The sequence below is a fragment of the Nocardioides sp. AE5 genome, assembly GCF_031844485.1.
Taxonomy (GTDB): domain Bacteria; phylum Actinomycetota; class Actinomycetes; order Propionibacteriales; family Nocardioidaceae; genus Nocardioides.
In genome coordinates this window covers 16565-31810 of record NZ_JAUZVI010000013.1, presented here as the reverse complement: position 1 = coordinate 31810, position 15246 = coordinate 16565, and the positions used below count along the sequence as shown (strand labels likewise).

Annotated in this window: 15 protein-coding genes and 1 pseudogene; 9 read left to right on the top strand and 7 right to left on the bottom strand. The window is 69.3% G+C overall.

Annotated elements, in window-relative coordinates; translation table 11 throughout:
- Positions 1-5: 5 nt before the first annotated feature.
- A complete protein-coding gene (locus Q9R27_RS16480; protein ID WP_311253597.1) occupies positions 6-926 on the bottom strand; it encodes a 5'-3' exonuclease in 921 nt (306 codons plus the stop codon).
- 80 nt (positions 927-1006) lie between these two features.
- Here Q9R27_RS16480 and Q9R27_RS16475 point away from each other — a divergent pair, with 80 nt between their 5' ends.
- The gene (locus Q9R27_RS16475) at positions 1007-1444 is read left to right on the top strand and encodes an Lrp/AsnC family transcriptional regulator (protein ID WP_311253493.1); all 438 of its coding nucleotides are present in this window, start codon (positions 1007-1009) and stop codon (positions 1442-1444) included.
- Between the two features lie 3 nt (positions 1445-1447).
- On the opposite strand, the pseudogene Q9R27_RS16470 reads toward Q9R27_RS16475, so the two are convergent.
- Both Q9R27_RS16470 and Q9R27_RS16465 read right to left on the bottom strand, forming a co-directional pair.
- Positions 1448-1916: pseudogene (locus Q9R27_RS16470) on the bottom strand (VOC family protein).
- A gap of 54 nt (positions 1917-1970) precedes the next feature.
- On the bottom strand, positions 1971-3401 hold the full coding sequence (locus Q9R27_RS16465) for a lysine 2,3-aminomutase (protein WP_311253491.1): 1431 nt from the start codon (positions 3399-3401) through the stop codon (positions 1971-1973).
- A 152-nt stretch (positions 3402-3553) separates the two neighbouring features.
- On the opposite strand from Q9R27_RS16465, the gene Q9R27_RS16460 reads away from it, so the two are divergent.
- The 7 genes from Q9R27_RS16460 (at position 3554) to Q9R27_RS16430 (ending at position 10435) form a co-directional block, all read left to right on the top strand.
- Positions 3554-4585, top strand: a complete 1032-nt coding sequence (locus tag Q9R27_RS16460; protein WP_311253490.1) for an L-erythro-3,5-diaminohexanoate dehydrogenase — start codon at positions 3554-3556, stop codon at positions 4583-4585.
- Complete coding sequence (locus tag Q9R27_RS16455; protein WP_311253489.1) at positions 4585-6159, top strand: lysine 5,6-aminomutase subunit alpha TIM-barrel domain-containing protein; 1575 nt, start codon at positions 4585-4587, stop codon at positions 6157-6159. Before Q9R27_RS16460 ends, Q9R27_RS16455 begins: the two co-directional genes overlap by 1 nt.
- Positions 6156-6914 (top strand): OAM dimerization domain-containing protein, encoded by a 759-nt coding sequence (locus Q9R27_RS16450; RefSeq protein ID WP_311253488.1) that lies wholly within the window; start codon positions 6156-6158, stop codon positions 6912-6914. Before Q9R27_RS16455 ends, Q9R27_RS16450 begins: the two co-directional genes overlap by 4 nt.
- Positions 6914-7315 (top strand): hotdog fold domain-containing protein, encoded by a 402-nt coding sequence (locus Q9R27_RS16445; RefSeq protein ID WP_311253487.1) that lies wholly within the window; start codon positions 6914-6916, stop codon positions 7313-7315. Before Q9R27_RS16450 ends, Q9R27_RS16445 begins: the two co-directional genes overlap by 1 nt.
- Positions 7316-7701: 386 nt before the next feature.
- A complete protein-coding gene (gene lnt / locus Q9R27_RS16440) occupies positions 7702-9216 on the top strand; it encodes an apolipoprotein N-acyltransferase (protein ID WP_311253486.1) in 1515 nt (504 codons plus the stop codon).
- A gap of 26 nt (positions 9217-9242) precedes the next feature.
- The gene (locus tag Q9R27_RS16435) at positions 9243-9965 is read left to right on the top strand and encodes a polyprenol monophosphomannose synthase (protein WP_311253596.1); all 723 of its coding nucleotides are present in this window, start codon (positions 9243-9245) and stop codon (positions 9963-9965) included.
- The gene (locus Q9R27_RS16430; protein ID WP_311253485.1) at positions 9962-10435 is read left to right on the top strand and encodes an FxsA family protein; all 474 of its coding nucleotides are present in this window, start codon (positions 9962-9964) and stop codon (positions 10433-10435) included. Before Q9R27_RS16435 ends, Q9R27_RS16430 begins: the two co-directional genes overlap by 4 nt.
- Positions 10436-10438: 3 nt before the next feature.
- Here the strand turns inward: Q9R27_RS16430 and Q9R27_RS16425 are convergent, their stop codons facing one another.
- The 3 genes from Q9R27_RS16425 to Q9R27_RS16415 all read right to left on the bottom strand — a co-directional run bounded on the left by Q9R27_RS16425 (position 10439) and on the right by Q9R27_RS16415 (position 13188).
- Positions 10439-10822, bottom strand: coding sequence for an RNA polymerase-binding protein RbpA (locus Q9R27_RS16425; RefSeq protein WP_311253484.1), 384 nt, complete (start codon positions 10820-10822; stop codon positions 10439-10441).
- Positions 10823-10984: 162 nt separating this feature from the next.
- Positions 10985-12373 carry an MFS transporter gene (locus Q9R27_RS16420; protein ID WP_311253483.1) on the bottom strand — a complete coding sequence of 463 codons (1389 nt, stop codon included), beginning with the start codon at positions 12371-12373 and terminating at the stop codon, positions 10985-10987.
- Entirely contained in the window at positions 12370-13188 is an 819-nt protein-coding gene (locus Q9R27_RS16415; RefSeq protein WP_311253482.1) for a glycerophosphodiester phosphodiesterase, read from the bottom strand. The genes Q9R27_RS16420 and Q9R27_RS16415 overlap by 4 nt, the downstream gene beginning before the upstream one ends.
- A gap of 84 nt (positions 13189-13272) precedes the next feature.
- On the opposite strand from Q9R27_RS16415, the gene Q9R27_RS16410 reads away from it, so the two are divergent.
- Positions 13273-13539 (top strand): zf-TFIIB domain-containing protein, encoded by a 267-nt coding sequence (locus tag Q9R27_RS16410; RefSeq protein WP_311253481.1) that lies wholly within the window; start codon positions 13273-13275, stop codon positions 13537-13539.
- 112 nt (positions 13540-13651) lie between these two features.
- Here Q9R27_RS16410 and Q9R27_RS16405 read toward each other — a convergent pair whose 3' ends face one another.
- Positions 13652-15181: a UDP-N-acetylglucosamine 1-carboxyvinyltransferase gene (locus Q9R27_RS16405; RefSeq protein WP_311253480.1), complete on the bottom strand. Its 1530-nt coding sequence runs from the start codon at positions 15179-15181 to the stop codon at positions 13652-13654.
- Positions 15182-15246 lie beyond the last annotated feature (65 nt).

The window sequence follows — 15246 nt, the reverse complement described above, 5'->3', positions numbered from 1 at the left end:
CGACCCTACTCGGGCGCGGGTCCCTGCAGCGCTTCCACCAGGCGCACCGCCGAGGACCCGAGGCCCCACTGCTCGTCGAGGGCCATCACCCGGTCCGGGTCGGCAGGCGTGCGGGGGAGGAGCAGGTCGATGTCGCCGAGGTCGAGGTCACGGCGTACCGCGACGACGGTGGGTGCGACGGCCAGGTAGTCCGCAGCGTCGCGCAGCTTGGCGCGCGGTCCGGGCCCGAGGTCGGCGTCCGGGTCGTCGACCGCGGCCAGGATGCCGTCCATGTCGCCGAACCGGTTGAGCAGCGTCGCGGCGGTCTTCTCCCCGACCCCCTTCACGCCGGGCAGCCCGTCGGATGCGTCCCCGCGCAGGGTCGCGAAGTCGGCGTACTGCGCGGCGTCGACGTCGTACTTTGCGCGGACCCAGGCGTTGTCGACGCGCTCGTGGCGCCCCACGCCGCGTGCGGTGTAGAGCACCCGGACACCTGCCTCGTCGTCGACGAGCTGGAAGAGGTCGCGGTCACCGGTGACCACGTCGACGGGCATCCCGGCGCCGGTGGCCAGCGTCCCGATCACGTCGTCGGCCTCCATCTCGGCGTGCCCGACGATGGCGATGCCGAATGCGTCGAGGACGTCGCGGATCACCGGCACCTGGATGGCCAGCGGGTCGGGCACCTCCTCGACGTCGGGATCCGGACCGGCGACCTCGTCGACCACCCGGTGCGCCTTGTAGGTGGGGATCAGGTCGACCCGCCACTGCGGGCGCCAGTCGTCGTCCCAGCAGCAGGCCAGGTGGGTGGGCTGGTATTCGGTGACCAGGCGGCTGATGAAGTCCATCAGCCCGCGCACCGCGTTGACCGGCGTACCGTCCGGCGCCCGCATCGAGTCGGGTACGCCGAAGAACGCGCGGAAGTAGAGGCTGGCGGTGTCGAGGAGCATCAGGCGCTGGTTCACACTGGTCTGGGTCACAGTGGGGAAGTCTTCCAGATCGGGGGCTGCGGGTTCGCTAGGCTGCGGGCGTGGAAGAGACTGACCGCCAGATCCTCACCCTGCTTGCCGCCGATGGCCGGATGTCCTACACCGACCTGGGCAAGGCGACGGGCCTCTCCACCTCGGCAGTCCACCAGCGGGTCAAGCGGCTCGAGCAGCGTGGGCTGATCAAGGGGTACGGCGCCACCATCGACCACGAGCAGACCGGCCTGCCGTTGACGGCGTTCGTCTCGATCAAGCCGATCGACAACTCCGCTCCCGACGACTACCCGGACCGGCTGGCCCCGCTGGACCAGGTCGAGTCGTGCTGGTCGGTGGCCGGGGATGAGTCGTACATCCTCAAGGTGCGCGTCGCTACGCCGGCCGACCTGGAGGACCTGCTCGCCCGGATCCGGGCCGCGGCGAACGTGTCGACCCGGACCACGGTGGTGCTCTCCACGCCGTACGAGAACCGGCCGGTGACCTGAGCCTCAGGCGGTCCCGTCGTACGCCGCCTGGAGTTCGGCAATGTCGAACTTGCCGTGGGTGGCGAGCATCCTGGCCATGAACCGTTGCACCGCCTCGGGGTCGCCCTGGGGCCATTGGTGGAAGCCTGCTGGGCTGACCTGCCAGGCCAGGCCGTACTTGTCCTTGAGCCAGCCGCACGGCAGTTCGGTGCCTCCCTCGACCAGCCCGGCCCAGACCCGGTCGATCTCGGCCTGGTCAGCACACCTGACCTTCAGCGAGATCGCCTCGGTGAAGGAGAAGTCTGCTCCGCCGTTGATGGCGACGTACTGCTGGCCGAGCAGTTCGAACCCGACCAGCATCGTCTCGCCCTCGGGTCCGGGTTGACCGGGCAAGGGTGTTGGTGATCCGGCCCTCGCCCAGGGCCTTGATGTAGTGGTTGGCTGCCTCCTCGGCGTTGCCGTCGAACCACAGGTTGGTCACGATCCGCTGCATGGTGCGTCCTCTCATCGGTTGCTTGGTGGTGCTGACCGGTGGGAGGGCGCGGAGTCATCGCTCCTGCACGCGGAAGTTGTTCCGGCGTTCCGCGGCAGCCTGCTCTGCCCACCACGCCTGGCCCTCTTCGGGCAGGGTGTGGATCGGGTCGAAGTAGTCGTAGGTCCGGGTCAGCGCCTCGGGGTCGGTTGCCTCGATCGAGGTGCGGTAGTTCTTCGTCCACCCGGAGATGCCGCGGACCCGGTCATAGGTGGTCACCTGGTGCACCCAGCGCTTGCCGACGAAGGGGACGTCGCAGACGATGCGCGGCGTGGCGAAGCCGGGCAGGTAGCCCATGATGTGGTGCTGCAGGTCCTGCGCATGCGCGACCGAGACCCGCCAGTGCTCAGCGAACGGGATCATGTCGCACATGTAGAGGTAGTACGGCATGATCCGGGCGCCGTCGAGCAGGGTGAAGCTCAGGTCCAGCAGGGTGTGGGCGTCCGCGTTGACGCCGTCGAGCAGGACGCCCTGGTTGCGTACGTCGCGGATCCCGGTCTCGAGCATCGCCGCCGCCGCTCGGGCGACCAGCGGCGTGACGGAGTTGGCGTGGTTGACGTGGGTGTGGATGGCCAGGGAGACGCCGCGGTGCCGGGCAAGGTCGGCGACCCGCTCCATGCCGGCACGGACGTCATCGGCCAGCCAGTGCTGCGGCATTCCCATCAGTGCCTTGGTGGCCAGCCGGACGTCGCGGACGTTCTCGACCTCGAGCAGGCGGACGAGGAACGACTCCAGTCGCGGCCACGGCATGTTCGCCACGTCGCCTCCGGAGACGACGACGTCGCGGACGCTCGGCGTACGGGCCAGGTAGTCGAGCATCGCGTCATGGCGGTCCACCGGCTTGCCGGTCAGCTTGAGCTTCGTCACCGACGGCGTGGAGTTGCCGACCAGGTCCATCCGGGTGCAGTGGCCGCAGTACTGCGGGCAGGTCGGCAGGAGCTCGGCCAGCACCTTGGTCGGATAGCGGTGGGTCAGCCCCTCGGCCACCCACATGTCGTGCTCGTGGAGCGAGTCGCGGGTGGCGTACGGGTGCGAGGGCCAGTCGATGCGGCGGTCGGAGAAGACCGGGATCATGTAGCGGCGGATGGGGTCCGCCCGGAAGGCATCGGTCAGCGACCCGGGCCCGGCCGGTTCGACGTACGGCGCGATCGTGTTCATCATCTGCGGCGGCACCAGCATCGACATCGTGGCCCGCTCGGCCTGGTCACGTTCGAGGTCGGCGAAGAAGGACTCGCTGACCAGGTCGCCGAGCAGCGCCCGCAATTGGGTGGAGTTCTTCACGCAGTGGGCACGCTGCCACTGCACGGACTCCCACTCGTCGCGGGTCACGTCCTTCCAGCCCGGGAAGCGGGTCCAGTCCGGCTCGACGAGTTCGACCCGGCGATACGCATAGGGCTGGGCGAGGGTGACGGTGCCCGGGTGGGCGAGGGGCGGCTGGATGGTCATCACGGGCTCCTGACGGGGTACGTCGCGGGTCGGGCGCGTCGGTTGTGTGACGTACGCCTCATCTGCCAGAGTAGAGGGAAGATCTTTCGCAGATCAATCCACTCGCCGCAACTCTTCCCGTCTAGGGCGTTGCCAGCCTCCAAGGAGCCGCCATGATCGCCACCGAGGCCGATCCCAACGGCCTGCACCGGGTCCTCGACCGCCCCGTCGTGCTGCCGCAGGCAGCCCAGCGCCTGGACACCCGGGCCGACCTGTGGCCCGACGAGGTCCGGATCCGCGTTGAGCGGCTCAACCTCGATGCGGCGTCCTTCCGCCACCTGCAGGCCCGCCATGGCGGCGACGGCGCAGCCCTTCGCTCGGAGGTGCTCGCGATCATCGCGGAGCGCGGGAAGATGCAGAACCCCGAGACCGGCTCCGGCGGCATGCTGATCGGCACGGTGGAGGAGGTCGGCCCGCAGGCAGGGCTCGAGGTCACGGTCGGCCAGCGGGTCGCCACCCTGGTCTCCCTGACCCTGACCCCGCTGGTGATCACCGACGGCCTGCGCGACTGGGACGGGACCAGCGAACAGGTGCCGTGCGAGGGCCACGCCATCCTCTTCGGGCGCACCATCGCAGCCGCGCTGCCCGACGACCTGGACGACGACCTCGCGCACGCAGTGATGGACGTGTGCGGCGCCCCGGCGCTGACCCGGCGGATGGTCGAGGCGCGCACGCGGCCCACCGTGCTGGTCATCGGCGGGGGAGGCAAGTCCGGTTCCCTGAGCCTGGCCGCGGCCCGGCGCGCTGGTGCCGGCCGCACCATCGCCGTGGTCCCCACCGACGCCGAGGGCGAACGGGTGCGTTCCGCGGCACTGTCCGACGAGGTCCTCGTCGTCGACGCCCGCGACCCGGTCGCGCTCCGTGAGGGAGTGGAGAAGGCAGGCGGACCGGCCGATGTCACGGTGGTCTGCGTGGACGTGCCCGGCTGCGAGGGCGGTGCCATCCTGGCCACTGCCACCGGTGGCACGATCATCTTCTTCTCGATGGCCACCAGTTTTGCGGCGGCAGCACTCGGCGCAGAGGGCCTGGCCGCGGACGTGACGATGGTGATCGGCAACGGCTACGTCCCGGGCCACGCGGCGTACGCACTGGAGTTGCTGCGCACCGATCCCGGCGTACGGGAACTCTTCGAGGCCCGCCACTGATGGCCGGCCTCACCCTCGACCCCGCCACCGTTGCCCGGGCCCGCGAACTCGCCGCCCGGGCCGGGCAGCCGATCGTCGACCTGGCCCGCCGCCACACCACGGTCTCGGTCGAGCGCGCGACGCTGCGCCTGGCCGGGCTGGGCGGCGCCGATCCCGACGGTACGCCGTGGGTCAACCTGCTCCTGGATTCCGTCCGCGCCGACGTGGGCCTGGGACACGGCGCCTGCCTCCCGGTCTGGGACGCGCTGGTCCGCGGCGAGGCCGAGGACCTCGACACGCTGGCCCAGAAGGCGTCCGCCGGCTCCGTCCGGTTCCGGATCCCGGCGGGCAGTGATGCCGATGCCGCCCGCATCGCCGCGTCGAGCGCGGTGGGCCACGGCGTACGCCGGATCGACGCACAGCGCGCGGCCCGCGATCGCCTCATCGCCGAGGTGGGGGACGCCCCGGCGAAGCCGTGGATCTACCTGATCGTCGCCACCGGCGACATCTACGAGGACATCGGCCAGGCCCGGGCCGCGGCCCGGGCTGGTGCCGACGTGATCGCGGTGATCCGCTCAACCGGGCAGAGCCTGCTCGACTACGTGCCCGAGGGCGCCACCCGCGAGGGGTACGCCGGCACCTATGCCACCCAGGAGAACTTCCGGCTGATGCGGGCGGCACTCGACGAGACGAGCCGGGAACTGGGACGTTACGTCCGCCTCACCAACTATGCCAGCGGTCTCTGCATGCCCGAGATCGCTGCGCTGGCCGGGCTCGAGCGGCTCGACATGATGCTCAACGATTCGATGTACGGCATCCTCTTCCGCGACATCAACCCGGTCCGCACCTTCGTCGACCAGCGGTTCAGCCGCCAGGTGCACGCCCGGGCCGGCATCATCATCAACACCGGCGAGGACAACTACCTGACCACGGCCGACGCCGTCGAGGCGGCGCACACCGTCACCACCAGCCAGTTGCTCAACGAGTTCTTCGCCCACGAAGCGGGCCTGGCCGACTGGCAACTGGGCCTGGGCCACGCCTTCGAGATCGACCCGGACCTCCCGGAGAGCTTCCGGCTCGAACTGGCCCATGCCCTGCTCGCCCGGGCGCTCTTCCCCGAGGCCCCGTTGAAGTGGATGCCGCCGACCCGGCACATGACCGGTGACGTGTTCCGCGGCTACCTGCTCGATGGGTTCTTCAACCTGGCCGGGGCGCTGACCGGGCAGGGGATCCTGCTGGTCGGGATGATGACCGAGGCGGTGGTGACCCCGTGGCTCTCGGACCGCGACCTGGCCCTTCAGAACGTGCGCTACGTGCTGAACGCAGCCGGCAACCTGGCCGAGGACTTCGCCCCGGGCCCGGACGGCTTCATCGCCCGACGGGCGGGTGCCGTGCTGGAGGAGGCCGTGCAGTTGCTGGAGCGGATCGACGCCGGGGGCGGCGGCCTGCTGGACGCCATCGCCGACGGCACGTTCGGGCTGATGAAGCGACCGCCGGACGGCGGACGAGGACGCGACGGCGTCGAGGAGAAGCAGGACGGATACTTCAACCCGGCCGGCGACCTGCTGGAGGCCGGGGGAGCGGAGGCGCCATGACGATCGTGCGACCCTATGGGGACACCACCGGCGACGGGATGGTCCAGATCAGCTTCACCCTGCCCCTGGCGCACGACAAGGTCGCCGAGGGCGCCGCGGTGCAACTGGCCAAAAAGATGGGGATCGACCCTGCGCTGGTGGCCCACGCGAAGCCGATGGGGGAGGGATTCACCTTCTTCGTCGTCTACGGCCGGGCCAACCACCTGGTCGACACCGCCAAGGTCGAGGTGGTCGAGCGTGACTATCCGCTGCTCACCCCGGCCCAGGCGAATGCCCGGATCAGGTCCGGGCTGCAGCGGCGACTGGTGGTGGTCGGTGGGTGCATCGGCACCGATGCGCACACGGTCGGCATCGACGCCATCCTGAACATCAAGGGGTTCGCGGGGGAGAAGGGACTGGAGTACTACCGCGAGGTCAAGGTGGTCAACCTCGGCGCACAGGTCTCCGTGCCCCACCTGGTCGAGGCTGCCGTTGCCGAGGGTGCCGATGCAGTGCTCGTCTCCCAGGTGGTCACCCAGCGCGACGCGCACCTGTTCAACACCCGGGAGATGTCGGCCGCCTTCCGGGAGGCCTTCGCCGAGGAGGAACGGCCACTCCTGGTCGTCGGCGGCCCCCGCTTCGACGAATCAGCGGCCGCCGCGCTCGGCGTGGACCGCATCTTCACCCGGGGCACCACACCGGGCGAGGTCGCGAGCTTCCTGGTGGATCGCCTCGTGCCCGCCACCGCTCCGGTCGCGGAGAGCGGAGTCGCCTGATGAGCCCGGCCATCGGCACCACGGTCACCCACCGCTGCTATGTCGCGCACGACAAGGCGCACTATGCGGGCAATCTCGTCGACGGCGCTTGGTCGCTGGCGGCCTTCGGCGACGTGGCCACCGAGATGTGCATCCTCACCGACGGCGACGAGGGGCTCTTCGCCTCCTACGCCGACGTCCAGTTCCGCGCCCCGGTCCGGGCCGGCGACGTCGTCGAGGTCCGTGCGGAACTGGTCTCGGCCGGCAACCGGTCCAGGGTCCTGCACTTCACGGCGTACGTCGTGGCTCGCGGCGCCAGCACCCCTGAACGGCCCGGAGCGGCAGCATTCCTCGATCCGCCACTGCTGGCCACCGAGGCCACCGGAACGGTCGTGGTCCCGCCACCTCCCGGCGTGTCGTGAGCGGACACGCCGGGGAGCCGGAATTTTCTTGCCGGAACTGGGCCTCGGGAGTGCTGCGTTGACCTGCGCAAACGCGCATCAACGCAGGTCAGGGGCCGGTTGACAGACACGCCGGATTCGGAGAAAGTGCCGGAATCCGTCTGTGCAGATCGTGATGGCGGACCGGCCTCCAGGCGGCCGTGCGGGACTGTTCGAGCACCACGGACCAGTCCTGGGCGGATCGCGGCGACCGGTACCGCCTCTCGTGGGCGGATGCGGGAGGGCCTTGCGCTCCTTAGACAACTTCCCGTCGGCGGTCGCCAGTCGCCTCCGGGTTGGTCCGAAGGGTGCCCGGCCCTCCCGCGTCCTGCAGGTGCCCCGCACGTGCTGCGGCTAACCTTGGCGCCGTGCAACGGACCCTGATCGCCCTGGCCAGTGGCATCGTCGTCGCACTCGCCTTCGAGCCTGTCGCCGTGGCCGTGCTCCTGCCCCTCGGACTGGCGGCGTTCTTCTGGACCCTCCACCAGGCGCGGATCCGACACGCAGCGCTGCTCGGCCTGGCCTTCGGCCTGGGATTCATGGTCACCCTGCTCGGCTGGCTCCGGGTGATCGGCACCGACGCGTGGCTGGCGCTCTCCGCCTTCGAGTCGCTCTACTTCGTGCTCTTCGGGATCGGGGCCGCCCTGGTCTCCCGCCTGCCTGCCTGGCCACTGTGGACCGGCGTGGTGTGGGTCGGGGTGGAGGCCATCCGGGGCGCCTGGCCGATGGGCGGACTGACCTGGGGCCGGGTCGGCTTCGCCTCGATCGACACCCCCCTGCAGGGGTGGCTGCCCTGGCTGGGCACCAACGGGGTGGGGCTGGTCATCGCCACCACGAGCGCTGGCCTGGTCTGGCTGGTGCTCCACGCCCGGCAGCACACCCGCCCGGCGGCCGCCGTGGGCGGTGGGATCCTGGCGCTCGTCGTCCTCCCGGTGCTCCTGCCCAGTGGCCTCTTCACCGAGCAGACCGGAACGGCACGTGTGGCCATCGTCCAGGGTGACGTGCCCGGCACCGGCGACGACGTGCTGGCCCACCATCGCGAGATCACCCGGTCCCACATCGACCTGACCCGCGACCTGGCCAACGACATACGTTCCGGGGCGGTGCCGCAACCCGACTTCGTCCTCTGGCCCGAGAACGCCACCGCTGTCGATCCGTTCCGCGACCCGAGCATCAGCACGAACCTCGCCGAGATCACCGAACTGCTGGCCGCCCCGGTCGTGGTCGGCGGGATCGTCGACGCGGACGACCCCGCGCACGTGCTCAACCAGGGCATCGTCTGGCATCCCGGGACCGGGGCAGGGGACCGGTACACCAAGCACCACCCGGTGCCCTTCGGTGAGTACATCCCGTTCCGCGCCGCCTTCGGCGAGCGCAACTTCGGTCGCCTGGCGCTGGTGCCGCGTGACATGCTCGCCGGCACCCGGACCGCTCCGTTGCGGATCGGTGACCTCGAGGTGGCGGACGTGATCTGCTTCGACGTCGCCTACGACGACACGGTGACCGCGCAGGTGCGCAACGGTGCCGGTCTGATGATGGTCCAGACCTCGAACGCGATGTTCATCCACACCGGCCAGATCGATCAGCAGTGGGCGATCAGCCGGGTCCGTGCCCTGGAGACGGGCCGCACCGTCGTGGTGGCCGCGATCAACGGACGCAGCGGCGTGATCGGCCCGGACGGCGAGGTGATCAGCGAGATCACCCCACGCACCCGCGACGTACTCAACCAGGAGGTGGGGATCGTCCGCGGTACGCCGCCAGCGATGGTGATCGGGCCGTGGCTGGGTCGCCTGGCCACGATGGGCGGTGTGGTTGCGACGCTCATTGGATTCCTCACGTATCGTCGGGCCGGCACACAACGAACCGATGGGGAGAGCACGTGACGTACGAGGGACTCGGCCGCGTGGTGATGGTCATCCCGACCTACAACGAGGCACTGAACCTGGAGTGGATCGTGGGGCGCCTGCGCTCCGCCCAGCCCGGGGTCGACGTGCTGGTCCTGGACGACAATTCGCCCGACGGCACCGGCGAGATCGCCGACCGGTTGGCCGCTGCCGACGACCAGGTCCACGTGCTGCACCGCACCGAGAAGGCCGGCCTGGGCGCGGCGTACCTGCATGGCTTCCGGGTCGCCCTGGACATGGGGTACGACGTGATCGGCGAGATGGATGCCGACGGGTCGCACCAGCCCGAGCAACTGCACCGCCTGCTGGACCGGCTGCGCACCGCCGACCTGGTCATCGGCTCGCGCTGGGTGCCCGGGGGGTCGGTGGTGAACTGGCCGAAGTCGCGCGAGTTCCTCTCCCGCGGCGGCAACCTCTATGTGCGGATGCTGCTCGGGGTCCGGATCAAGGACGCCACGGCTGGCTACCGGGTCTTCCGCCGGAGCACCCTGGAGGCGATCGACATCGACTCGGTCGAGTCGGCCGGCTACATCTTCCAGACGGACATGGCGTGGCGCACCCTGCGGGCCGGTTTGCGCGTTGCCGAGGTGCCGATCGAGTTCATCGAGCGCGAGCGTGGTGACTCCAAGATGAGCGGCGCCGTGGCCAGCGAGTCGCTCAAGATGGTCACCCAGTGGGGCCTGCGTGAGCGCTGGAGCCGGATCCGCAAGGCGACCGCACGCCGATGACCCGCCGTCGCCGGATCCCGCTGTGGCTCGTCGTCCTGGCCGTCTTCGGGATCCCGCTGCTCGAGCTCTACGTGCTGATCAAGGTCGGCCAGGGGATCGGTGTCGGGTGGACGATCCTGCTGCTGATCGCCGGCGGCCTCCTGGGCGGCTGGTTGATCAAGCACGAGGGCGCCAGGACGTTCCGGACGTTCAACCGCGCCGTCTCCTCGGGCCGGATGCCGGCCAGGGAGGTTGCCGACGGCATCCTCGTCCTGGTCGGCGGCATCCTGATGCTCGCGCCCGGGTTCGTGCTCGACGTCGTCGGGCTGCTGCTGATCCTGCCCTTCACCCGCCCGCTGGCCCGCCGCGGCCTGACCGCGTTCGTCACCGCCCGGATGGTCACCTCGTTGCCGTTCGACGCGGAAAATGACGATCGCCCTCGACCTCCGGGCGATGGCCCGGTGGTCGAGGGCGAAGTCATTGATGAGTGAGGCTCAGACCTTCGTCTTCCGCTTCCCCTTGGCGCGGTGCAAGTGGGCGGGACCGATCTCCCCACCACGGAGCAGCTCGAGCCGCTCGGTGAGGATGTCCTCGAGCTCAGGGATGGAACGACGCTCGAGGAGCATGTCCCAGTGCGTGCGGGCCGGCTTCTCCGCCTTCTCCTCCGGGAGGATGCCGTCGACGTTCAACGCGACGGCACCGCACTTCGGGCACTCCCAGTTCGCCGGGATGTCCGCCTCGACGGACATCGGCACGGTGAACTCGTGTCCCTGCGGGCAGGCGTAACCAACCTGCTGGCGAGCTGCGAACTCGATCCCGCGCTCGTCCTCGAAGCTCTGGCCACCGAGCCGTGCTCCACGCAGTGTGCGCTCTGCCATCAGAGCCACCTCCATTGCTAGTTGTCGGCCAGTCCTTGGGCCACTGTCCTGGATGGGACGGGCCAGCCGCCCTCCCATGACGTGGACGACCCATGTCGGTCGTCACATCCCTCAACGGTAGTGGGTCGCGCAAGATTCCGGTAAGGAATCAGATGTGTCCGATCACACCCGGTCCTGCGGAGGGGCCTGGGTGACCAGCGCGGAGTCGGAGCGTACGCCGCTGCGCACCGGCAGCAGCAGGAGCAAGCCGGTGCCGATGACGAGCAGGATGCCCAGGATGCCCCAGTGTTGCGCGTCGTCGTTGTCGGCGACCCCGGTGATGGCCGCACCGAGCAGGATCGCGCTGGACCACGCCGCCGGCGCCATGAAGCTCACCGCGCGACCGGTGGTGGCGTAGAGCCCGAAGACCTCGCCCTCCTCGCCCTCGGGGATCAGCCGGGCCAGGAACGTGCGAGAGGCGGACTGCGCCGGGCCGACGAAGATGCACAGGATCAGGCCGAAGACCCAGAACATCGTGGTCCCGCCCTCGTGGAAGATGAAGACGCACGCACCGGCGACCATCATGCAGCTCAGGGAGAGGACGATCACCCGCTTGGGTCCCAGCTTGTCGTCGAGGGCCCCGAAGGCGATGGTGGCGATGCCGGCGACCACGTTGGCGGCCACGCCGAAGATGATCACGTCTCCCTCGGAGAAGCCGAACGTCCCGGCCGCGAGCACCCCACCGAAGGTGAAGACGCCGGCGAGTCCGTCCCGGAAAACCGCCGAAGCCAGCAGGAAATAGGCGGTGTTGCGGTCCTCGTTCCACAGCCCGCGGATCGTCGCGAAGAGCTGGCGGTAGGACTCGATGACGCCGACCTTGGGCCCCTTGGCGCCGCGATTGAGCTTGTTGTCACGCAAGGTCAGGAAGAGTGGCAGCGAGAAGAGCAACGTCCACCCGGCGCAGATCAGCATGGTGACCCGGACGTCGAGGGCGTCCTTGTCGGTGATGCCGAAGAGGCCGACCTCGGGGTTGATCAGCCCGAAGTAGACGATCAGCAGCAGCACGATCCCGCCGATGTAGCCCAGTCCCCAGCCCAGGCCGGAGACGCGGCCGACCGTGCTGGGCGTGGAGATCTCGTTGAGCATCGCGTTGTAGTTGACCGAGGCGAACTCGAAGAAGATGTTGCCGGCCGCCAGCAGCACCAGGCCGAGCCACAGGTAGTCCGGGGACGGCTTGACGAAGAACATGCCGACGGCGGAGAGGACCACCAGGCCGGTGTTCACCATCAGCCAGAACGTACGCCGTCCCGACCGGTCCGAGCGCTGGCCGGTGATCGGCGCACAGACCGCGATCAGCACGCCCGCGGTGGCCAGGGCCCAGCCGAGCTTGCTGCTGGCGCCGGGGCCGAACGAGTCCGAGGTGATGTAGACACTGAAGACGAAGGTCGTGATCACCGCGTTGAACGCGGCCGAACCCCAGTCCCACAGCCCCCATGCATAGACGGGCCAGCCGAAGCGGGTCCGCTCCCGGGGCGAGGCGTCGCCTGCCGTGTGCCCAGTTCCTCCAGTCATGCCGGTTCCTCCCAGAGCCCGCGTGCGATGAGCACGTCCTTGAGTACGTCGGTCCGATCGGTCATCAGGGCATCGACACCCAGGTCGATGAGGTCGTTCATCTCCACCGGGTCATCGATGGTCCACACGTGCACGTGCACGCCCTGGGAGTGAGCCTTGCGAACCAGCCACCGGCTCGTCACGCGGATCCCGTGGCGACGGTGGGGGATCTGCAGGGCGCTCACGTCTGCGGTCAGCTGCCTGGCGAGTGCGCCGCTGGGGGAGAGGACCCAGATCGCCACCTCGGCCGGGTGCGCGGACGTGGCGACCTTGCCGGCGGTGAGGCGGCGGAACGCGCGCAGGCTGCTCCGGGAGAACGAGCCGACCAGGACCCGGTCCGCGACCTCGCGCTCGGCGATGAAGTCGGCCAGCGGACGCACCGCGGCAGGTGACTTGATGTCGATGTTGAACCGCGCATCGGGGAACGCGTCGAAGAGGGCGGCCAGCGTGGGCACCCGCTCCCGGCCACCGATGAGCGCACGTTGCACCTCGGCGTATGGCAGGGAGGCGATCGCGCCGCTCCGGTCGGTGACCCGGTCCAGGACGGTGTCGTGGAACGCCAGCAGTACGCCGTCGCTGGTGACGTGGACGTCGGTCTCCAGGTAGCGGTAGCCCAGGGAGACGGCGTGGGCGAAGGCGACGACGGTGTTCTCCAGGCCCTCGATCGCGGGATGGTCGGCACCACCGCGGTGGGCGAACGGGGTCACCACACCCATGTCGTCGAGGTAGCGGAAACCGGTGCGCCGTCTGGTCACACCCTCATTCAACACGTCCATGCCCCGATCATGGGGCAGGAACCGCCGCGCGACATCCGTCCGGATACTCAGGTATCGCCCGGGTCGGAGGAGTAACCTCGTTGCATGGAGGAATCGTTGAACTGTCCCCGGTGCGGCACCGAGATGCTCGCCCAGCGTCGTGGCCGCGCCACCGTGAACCAGTGCCCCGACGGGCATGGCGTCTTCCTCTCCCGGGCCGACCTCGGTGAGTTCATCGACGCCGAGAACGCCTGGCACACCAGCGGGAGCAGCCACCACACGGCCCCGTTGCCGCGGATCACGGCCGACATGACCTCTCCGCCGCCCTCGACCCCGCGGGACCCGGCCTGGGTGGCCACTCTCTTCAACTGACCACCCCTTCAGACCCACGAACGCTCAATGATTGATGCGCGAAAGCTCAATCGTTGACGTCACCACCGCAACGATTGAGCTTTCGAGGCGCAACGAGTGAGCGTTCGTGGCCTCAGATGTCGCGGAAGGTCTCGATGGAGGCGCCCAGCGTGTTCAGCCGTTCGGCGAGGTCTTCGTAGCCACGGTGGATCACGTACGTCGAACGCAGCACCGAGGTGCCCTTCGAGGCGAGCATGGCCAGCAGGATGACCACCGCCGGGCGCAGTGCCGGCGGGCAGACGATCTCCGTGCCCGACCACCGGGTCGGCCCCTCGACGAGCACCCGGTGCGGGTCGAGCAGCTTCACCTGGGCGCCGAGCTTGGTCAGCTCGGTCAGGTAGATCGCACGGTTCTCGTAGACCCAGTCGTGCAGCAGGGTCTGCCCCTCCGCGACGGCTGCGATGACGGCGAAGAACGGCAGGTTGTCGATGTTGAGGCCGGGGAAGGGCATCGGGTGGATCTTGTCGTGCGGTGCACGCAGGGTGGACTGGAGCGTGGTGATGTCGACCAGCCGGGTGTGCCCGTTCTCGGCGACGTACTCGGGGGAGAGGGTGTAGTTGAAGCCCATCTCCTCCAGGGTGGCCAATTCGATCTCCATGAACTCGATCGGCACCCGCCGGATGGTGATCTCGGAGTTGGTCACGATCGCGGCGGCCAGCAGCGACATCGCCTCGATCGGGTCCTCGCTGGGTGCGTAGTCGACGTCGACGTCGATCTCCTCCGCGCCGGTCACGGTGAGCGTCGTGGTGCCGATGCCGTCGATGCGTACGCCGAGGCGCTGCAGGAAGAAGCAGAGGTCCTGGACCATGTAGTTCGATGAGGCGTTGCGGATCACCGTGGTGCCGGGGTGCAGCGCCGCGGCCATCAGTGCGTTCTCGGTGACGGTGTCGCCGCGCTCGGTGAGCACGATGGCGCGGGTCGGCTCCACGGTGCGGTCGACTGTGGCGTGGTAACTGCCCTCGGTCGCCTTCACGTCCAGGCCGAAGGGGCGCAGCGCCACCATGTGCGGTTGCACGGTGCGATCACCCAGGTTGCATCCGCCCGCATAGGGCAGGTCGAAGGTCTCCTCGCGGTGCAGCAACGGGCCGAGGAACATGATGATGGACCGGGTACGCCGTGCTGCCTCCTCGTCGATGGAGGCGAGGTCCAGCTGGGCGGGCGGGATGATCTCCAGGTCGTTGGTGTCGTTGAGCCAGCGGGTCTGCACGCCGAGGCTGTCGAGCACCTCGAGCAGGCGGTTGACCTCCTCGATGCGCGCCACCTTGCGCAGCGTCGTACGTCCCTTGTTGAGCAGGGAGGCGCAGAGCAGGGCGACGCCGGCGTTCTTGGATGACTTCACGTCGATCGTGCCCGAGAGCGTCGTCGGGCCGGTGACCCGCAGGTGGGTCGGTCCGCCGGCGCCGAGCGCCACGATCTCGGAGTCGAGGGCCGAGCCGATCCGGGCCAGCATCTCCAGGGAGAGGTTCTGGTGGCCACGCTCGATCCGGTTGACCGCGGACTGGCTGGTGTTGAGCAGGTCGGCCAACTGCTGCTGGGTGAGGCCGCGGTGCTTGCGGGCGTCACGGATGAGGTTGCCGATGCGGCCGAGGTAGTCCTGAGTCATGACCGAGAATGTATCTCAGATATGAGATACGCCCAAGGGGGCGCGCTGTCTGCAAGGATCATCCC

Bases quoted from the DNA above. Each gene is read 5' to 3' on its own strand.
- Q9R27_RS16480 (WP_311253597.1), bottom strand. From the start codon at position 926: ATGCTCCTCGACACCGCCAGCCTCTACTTCCGCGCGTTCTTCGGCGTA.
- Q9R27_RS16465 (WP_311253491.1), bottom strand. From the start codon at position 3,401: ATGACCATCCAGCCGCCCCTCGCCCACCCGGGCACCGTCACCCTCGCC.
- Q9R27_RS16460 (WP_311253490.1), top strand. From the start codon at position 3,554: ATGATCGCCACCGAGGCCGATCCCAACGGCCTGCACCGGGTCCTCGAC.
- Q9R27_RS16455 (WP_311253489.1), top strand. From the start codon at position 4,585: ATGGCCGGCCTCACCCTCGACCCCGCCACCGTTGCCCGGGCCCGCGAA.
- Q9R27_RS16450 (WP_311253488.1), top strand. From the start codon at position 6,156: ATGACGATCGTGCGACCCTATGGGGACACCACCGGCGACGGGATGGTC.
- Q9R27_RS16445 (WP_311253487.1), top strand. From the start codon at position 6,914: ATGAGCCCGGCCATCGGCACCACGGTCACCCACCGCTGCTATGTCGCG.
- Q9R27_RS16435 (WP_311253596.1), top strand. From the start codon at position 9,243: ATGGTCATCCCGACCTACAACGAGGCACTGAACCTGGAGTGGATCGTG.
- Q9R27_RS16430 (WP_311253485.1), top strand. From the start codon at position 9,962: ATGACCCGCCGTCGCCGGATCCCGCTGTGGCTCGTCGTCCTGGCCGTC.
- Q9R27_RS16425 (WP_311253484.1), bottom strand. From the start codon at position 10,822: ATGGCAGAGCGCACACTGCGTGGAGCACGGCTCGGTGGCCAGAGCTTC.
- Q9R27_RS16420 (WP_311253483.1), bottom strand. From the start codon at position 12,373: ATGACTGGAGGAACTGGGCACACGGCAGGCGACGCCTCGCCCCGGGAG.
- Q9R27_RS16415 (WP_311253482.1), bottom strand. From the start codon at position 13,188: ATGGACGTGTTGAATGAGGGTGTGACCAGACGGCGCACCGGTTTCCGC.
- Q9R27_RS16410 (WP_311253481.1), top strand. From the start codon at position 13,273: ATGGAGGAATCGTTGAACTGTCCCCGGTGCGGCACCGAGATGCTCGCC.
- Q9R27_RS16405 (WP_311253480.1), bottom strand. From the start codon at position 15,181: ATGACTCAGGACTACCTCGGCCGCATCGGCAACCTCATCCGTGACGCC.